The sequence below is a fragment of the Microbacterium sp. NPDC008134 genome, assembly GCF_042957055.1.
GTDB lineage: Bacteria > Actinomycetota > Actinomycetes > Actinomycetales > Microbacteriaceae > Microbacterium.
In genome coordinates, this window is sequence record NZ_JBIBHO010000007.1 from 1 (window position 1) to 1,137 (window position 1,137).

2 rRNA genes (1 of these 2 only partly in view) are annotated in these 1,137 nt (G+C 54.0%); both read right to left on the reverse strand.

Going from position 1 to position 1,137, the window contains the following annotated elements:
- Positions 1–10: 10 nt before the first annotated feature.
- Positions 11–127: ribosomal RNA gene (gene rrf / locus ACFY9N_RS17340) — 5S ribosomal RNA — on the reverse strand.
- Between the two features lie 108 nt (positions 128–235).
- Positions 236–1,137 (reverse strand): 23S ribosomal RNA (locus ACFY9N_RS17345); it runs 2,301 nt beyond the window's last position.

Below are 1,137 nucleotides of genomic sequence, written 5' to 3' on the forward strand. Positions count from 1 at the left end.
CTTAAAAGAAGTCCGGCGGTGTCCTACTCTCCCACAGGGTCCCCCCTGCAGTACCATCGGCGCTGTGAGGCTTAGCTTCCGGGTTCGGAATGTAACCGGGCGTTTCCCTCACGCTATGGCCGCCGAAACACTATTGATGTTTCAATCAAACACATAACAAAGTCATTGTTGTTATGCGGTTCTCGACCGTACATCGAGAACCACTCAGTGGACGCAAGCACCAACGAACGGTGGTGTTATCAAGTCATCGGCTTATTAGTACCAGTCAGCTGCACACGTTACCGTGCTTCCACATCTGGCCTATCAACCCAGTAGTCTGGCTGGGAGCCTCTCACCCGAAGGTATGGAAATCTCATCTTGAGGCCGGCTTCCCGCTTAGATGCTTTCAGCGGTTATCCATCCCGAACGTAGCTAATCAGCGGTGCTCCTGGCGGAACAACTGACACACCAGAGGTTCGTCCAACCCGGTCCTCTCGTACTAGGGTCAGATCCTCTCAAATTTCCTACGCGCGCAGCGGATAGGGACCGAACTGTCTCACGACGTTCTAAACCCAGCTCGCGTACCGCTTTAATGGGCGAACAGCCCAACCCTTGGGACCTACTCCAGCCCCAGGATGCGACGAGCCGACATCGAGGTGCCAAACCATGCCGTCGATATGGACTCTTGGGCAAGATCAGCCTGTTATCCCCGAGGTACCTTTTATCCGTTGAGCGACAGCGCTTCCACAAGCCACTGCCGGATCACTAGTCCCGACTTTCGTCCCTGCTCGACCTGTCAGTCTCACAGTCAAGCTCCCTTGTGCACTTACACTCGACACCTGATTACCAACCAGGTTGAGGGAACCTTTGGGCGCCTCCGTTACTTTTTGGGAGGCAACCGCCCCAGTTAAACTACCCACCAGGCACTGTCCCTGAACCGGATTACGGTTCGAAGTTAGATATCCAGAGTGACCAGAGTGGTATTTCAACAATGACTCCACACGAACTGGCGTCCATGCTTCAAAGTCTCCCACCTATCCTACACAAGCCACACCGAACACCAATACCAAGCTGTAGTAAAGGTCACGGGGTCTTTCCGTCCTGCTGCGCGTAACGAGCATCTTTACTCGTAATGCAATTTCGCCGAGTTCGCGGTTG